We start from the raw sequence: 4,191 nt of genomic DNA on the forward strand, positions 1-4,191 counted from the left end.
TGAAGATCTCGCGCCCCATGCCGAGGTGGCGGGCGCAGGCGAAGGCGACGCCGGGGTGGCGCTGGCGCGCGCGCTCGATGGCGGCCGGCAGCTCCATCTTGACGTGGCCGGCGGCGTTGAGGATGAAGGGAATGGTGACGACGTGCCGTGCTCCGAGCGCGGCACGGTCGAGGCCCTCGTCGAGCAAGACCTCGGCGTGCTCGATGAAGCAGGTCTCGATGCGCCAGCCAGGGTGGCGGTCGCGCCACTGGGCGGCGAAATGCAGGATCTCCTTGTTGCCCTCGCGATTGCGCGAGCCGTGGCCGACGAGGAGGATGGCGGTGTCGTTCATGCGGATTCTCCGGTGGGCAGGCCGGCTTCGGTGGCAGGCGCGGAGGCCTTGCGGAAGCGGTGGCCGAAGCCCGGGTCGTAGAGCTTGGAGCGGGCGATGTCGGGCCAGTGGCGGGCGCCGAGCGCGGGGCTGGCGATGATCATGGCCTGGCTGGCGATCTTCTCGTCCTGGCAGCGGCGCTTGATGTCGGCCAGCGTGCCGCGGACGATCTTCTCCGCGCCCGGCCAGCTCGCCTTCTGCACCACCACGATGGGCGCCTCTTCCGGCCAGCCGGCGGCGCGCAGCGCGCGCTGCACCTCGTGCAGCAGCGTGATCGACAGGAAGATGCACAGCGTCGTGCGGTGCGCGGCGAGCGCCGCCAGATCCTCGTCCGGCGGCATCGGCGTGCGCCCGGCGACGCGGGTGAGAATCACGGTCTGCGTCACTTCCGGCAGGGTCAGGGTCTCACCGGCTGCGGCGGCCGAGGCCATCGCCGAGGACACCCCCGGCACGACCTGCCAGGTGATGCCGGCCGCGTCCAGCGGGCGGGTCATCTCGACCAGCGCGCCATACAGGCCGGGGTCGCCGGTCTGCAGGCGCACCACGGTGTGATGGCGGGCGCAGGCGTCGAGCAGCCAGGCGCTCATGGCCTCGAGCGTCATGTCCCTGGAGTCGCGGATCTCGCAGTCGGCCGGCGCGTACTGCGTGGCCGTGCGGTCGACCAGCGAACCGGCGAACAGGATCGCTCCGGCCTGCTCGAGCAGGCGGCGGCCCTTCACGGTGATCAGGTCCGGGTCGCCGGGTCCTGCGCCGACGAACCAGACCGTGCCGGGTATTCCGGCCATCAGCCGCGCGCCGGGACGGCGAAGCAGAGCTGGACCAGCGGGCGATGCGCCTGCGACTGCAGCAGCCTGACCACGGCCACCGTCAGCACCGGCTCGATCAGCACCACCGGCAGGTAGGCTGCGGCAAAGGTCATCCATTCGGCGAAGGGTGTGGCGACCTCGCCCATCGACAGCCAGAAGCCGACCATCGCTGCAACGCCGGCGTAGTAGGCGGCGTCGAGCTTGAGCACCGACCTGATCTCGGTCGCCGCACCCGCGGCGAGCTTGCGGCCCAGGCCGAGATGCAGCGCAAGCAATGGCATGGCCAGCGACAGGAAATTGACGCCCAGATGCAGCAGGTCGGCCGGCTCGAAGACTACGCCCTGCAGCAGCAGGCCGAGGCCGAAGCCGAGCAGCGTGGGCACGAAACCCAGCGTCAGATAGATCGGCATCGCGCCGATGAAGTGCAGTTCCGACGCGCCGGCAGGCAGGTGGAAGCTCTGCATGAAGACCGAGAAGAACAGCGCCGCGAGCAGTGTGCGCAGGATGAGCTGTGGCCGCTTGACCACTTGCGGTGCCTGGGCGGCGACAAGGCCGATGGCGGCGAGGTTGGCGGCGGCGATCTTGGCGCCGGAAAGGATGCCCGGTTCGATATGCATGATGACTCCCCACGAGTGCTTTGAATCAACGATGGGAGCCACGCAGGCGGAGTGTGCGTACGTGCGCGCACCCTGGCCTCGCCAAGAACGTGCGGACGCATGCAATACGAATCGGCTGGAGCTTCCGGCGCACGCGGGCAGCCGGCGGAAAACCAGTCGGATCGAACCCTCACCCCGGGGCTCACATCAACCAAACTCGATCGGGCCGGTCTTCTGGCTTGCCTTCTTCCTCGTCCGCCGACCTTCCCGAGCGCAAGGCTCAGTGGCGTGTGGCGGAGTCGTCAGGCTTACAGCAGCGGGGGCTGCGCCGGACTGGTCGTACGCGCGGGGCGGACGACGTCACCGGACTTCCCGTTTCACCCTGTCATGCGGTTGCATGACAAGGCACCCGGATCGAATGCGGGCGCAGACTAATCGAAACCGATCGGGATACGCAAGTTGCCGCTGCGGAAGGTCGCGGCGTGACCGCAGGGTAGAGGTGACATTCCGATGGGCTGCGCCACGTCTTGAATAGCGTGCGCGCCTGGGCTTTAGTGAAAGTGCGCCGACGGCCGCGGGGGCGCGCTTTTCGGGAGACGCAGCATGTTGATCACACGCGAGGTGCTGACCCGCATGGGGGCGACCGGTCCAAATGCCGATCGCTATGTCGAGGCGCTCAATGCGGAGATGGCCCGGCATGCCATCGACACGGCGCCGCGCGTCGTTCATTTCCTGGCCCAGACGCTGCACGAGTCGGGCTGCCTGCGCCTGACCGAGGAGAACCTGAACTACTCGGCAGACGGTCTGCTGAAGGTCTTTCCGCGCTATTTCCCCGCGCGTGCCGAGGCCGAGGCCTATGCGCGCAAGCCCGAGCGGATCGGCAACCGCGTGTATTGCGGGCGCATGGGCAACGGGCCCGAAGCCAGCGGGGACGGCTTCCGCTACCGCGGCCGGGGTCTGATCCAGCTTACTGGCAAGGACAACTACCGCGCCCTGGCACGCTGGTGCGGACAGGACGTGGTGGCCGAGCCCGACCGCGTGGGAAGCGAACTGGCCGTGCAGTCGGCGGTGTTCTTCTGGGAGCGCAACGCCCTCAACGACCTGGCCGACATCGATGACCTGAAGGCGATCACGCGCCGCATCAACGGCGGCCTAAACGGCTTTGCCGACCGCCGCGAACTGCTAGAGAAAGGCCGCCACGCCCTGCGCGAGCTGGGGCTGGCTGGCTCGGTCGCCCCGGCCTCGGTGCCGTTTGCCCCCACCCACCGCGTCGTGCCGCTGCAGCTCAACCTGCGTTCCGCGCCGCGCGTGTCGCCAGCGACCTTGCTGGCCTCGCTTGCCCAGGGAACCGAGGTCGAGGTGCGCGGGCCGGCGTCGGCCGCGGGCTGGCTGCGGGTCCGCGTGATGCTCGGCGGAACGATGCGCGAGGGCGTGGTGGCCGAGCAGTATCTTGCCGCACTCGCGCCGCAGCCGCGCGCCCGCGGCCGCGCACGTGCCGCGATGCCGGGCGGGGCGGCGCTTCCCGCCTTGCCGCCCGCGGTGCTGCACGACGAGTTCTCGGCCGCCAGCCGGGCTCGCCCGGAGGGGCGCATCCATCCGCTCGCCGAGGCCGACCGGCCCGCGCGCCGTGCGCGGGCATCTGCGGCGCGTGCTGCCGAACTGCAGGCTGTCCTGGACTGGCTCGATGTCACCAACCCGGTGCATCGCCGCTATCGGCCGCTTGATGGCAGAGGTGTGGCCTTGGCCTATGTTGCCGACTGCGCCGACCTGGCCGGTGTCTATCTGCCGCACGTGTGGTGGACCGATACCGCGCTGCGCCGCCTGACGCTGGGCGATGCGGTCGATCCCGTCCTTGGCCAGACCGTGCACGAGATCGGCATCAATGCGCTCCACGACTGGCTCGACGACCACGGCCCCGTCTTCGGCTGGGTGCGCGAACTCGATCCAACGCTGCTGCAGGCGGCGGCAAATGCGGGCGAGGTCTGCGTGATCGTGGCGCGCCATCGTGACATCGACCAGGCCGGACAGGTCTCGCTGGTCGTGCCGGAGCAGCCGGGCGCCGAGGCCTTGCGCCGCGCGGATGGCGAAGTGCTGCGGCCGCTCGAGTCGATGGCCGGCCGTCGCGGCGTGCGCGCCGCGGTGTCGCGCAATGCCTGGTGGACGGGGCGCCGCTTTCAGTCCTTCGCCTTCTGGCGCCACCCGTGAGGGGACTGCGGCGGGGCATGGTCGATTGCGCCGCAGCTCCGTCGCACAGTCGGGGTACGACGCTGGCTGAAAATTCCATGGGCATGAGAAGATCGTCGCTCCGACGGGTGGGGACTCCGCGGATCGAGAAAGGGAGAGCATCGTGGCCAACAGTCAATCCACCCGGCGCGGTGCGCCTGCGCTGAAGCTGCCCGTGCAGGCCGAGGCGAGCGCA

General features: G+C 69.7%; 4 protein-coding genes and 1 riboswitch. Of the genes, 1 reads left to right on the plus strand and 3 read right to left on the minus strand.

The window, feature by feature from the left end; genetic code table 11:
* From PHC73_RS12005 to PHC73_RS12015, 3 genes are all read right to left on the minus strand, one after another.
* A partial coding sequence (locus tag PHC73_RS12005) for a CbiX/SirB N-terminal domain-containing protein (RefSeq protein ID WP_300128545.1) occupies positions 1 to 331 on the minus strand: 331 nt, incomplete at its 3' end.
* Positions 328 to 1,155 (minus strand): precorrin-4 C(11)-methyltransferase, encoded by an 828-nt coding sequence (gene cobM, locus PHC73_RS12010; protein ID WP_004263366.1) that lies wholly within the window; start codon positions 1,153 to 1,155, stop codon positions 328 to 330. The genes cobM and PHC73_RS12005, both read right to left, overlap by 4 nt.
* Positions 1,155 to 1,793, minus strand: coding sequence for an energy-coupling factor ABC transporter permease (locus tag PHC73_RS12015; RefSeq protein WP_366949873.1), 639 nt, complete (start codon positions 1,791 to 1,793; stop codon positions 1,155 to 1,157). Before PHC73_RS12015 ends, cobM begins: the two co-directional genes overlap by 1 nt.
* Before the next feature lie 185 nt (positions 1,794 to 1,978).
* A riboswitch (cobalamin riboswitch) is annotated at positions 1,979 to 2,200 on the minus strand.
* Positions 2,201 to 2,375: 175 nt separating this feature from the next.
* Between PHC73_RS12015 and PHC73_RS12020 the strand changes: the two genes are divergently transcribed.
* Positions 2,376 to 3,977: a glycoside hydrolase family 19 protein gene (locus PHC73_RS12020; RefSeq protein WP_300128554.1), complete on the plus strand. Its 1,602-nt coding sequence runs from the start codon at positions 2,376 to 2,378 to the stop codon at positions 3,975 to 3,977.
* Positions 3,978 to 4,191 lie beyond the last annotated feature (214 nt).

It is taken from the genome of Immundisolibacter sp. (genome assembly GCF_028696615.1).
Taxonomy (GTDB): Bacteria; Pseudomonadota; Gammaproteobacteria; order Immundisolibacterales; family Immundisolibacteraceae; genus Immundisolibacter.

What these genes read in the sequence shown, in the direction of transcription:
- cobM (WP_004263366.1), bottom strand. Translation starts at nt 1,155, where the DNA reads ATGGCCGGAATACCCGGCACGGTCTGGTTCGTCGGCGCAGGACCCGGC.
- PHC73_RS12020 (WP_300128554.1), top strand. Translation starts at nt 2,376, where the DNA reads ATGTTGATCACACGCGAGGTGCTGACCCGCATGGGGGCGACCGGTCCA.
- PHC73_RS12015 (WP_366949873.1), bottom strand. Translation starts at nt 1,793, where the DNA reads ATGCATATCGAACCGGGCATCCTTTCCGGCGCCAAGATCGCCGCCGCC.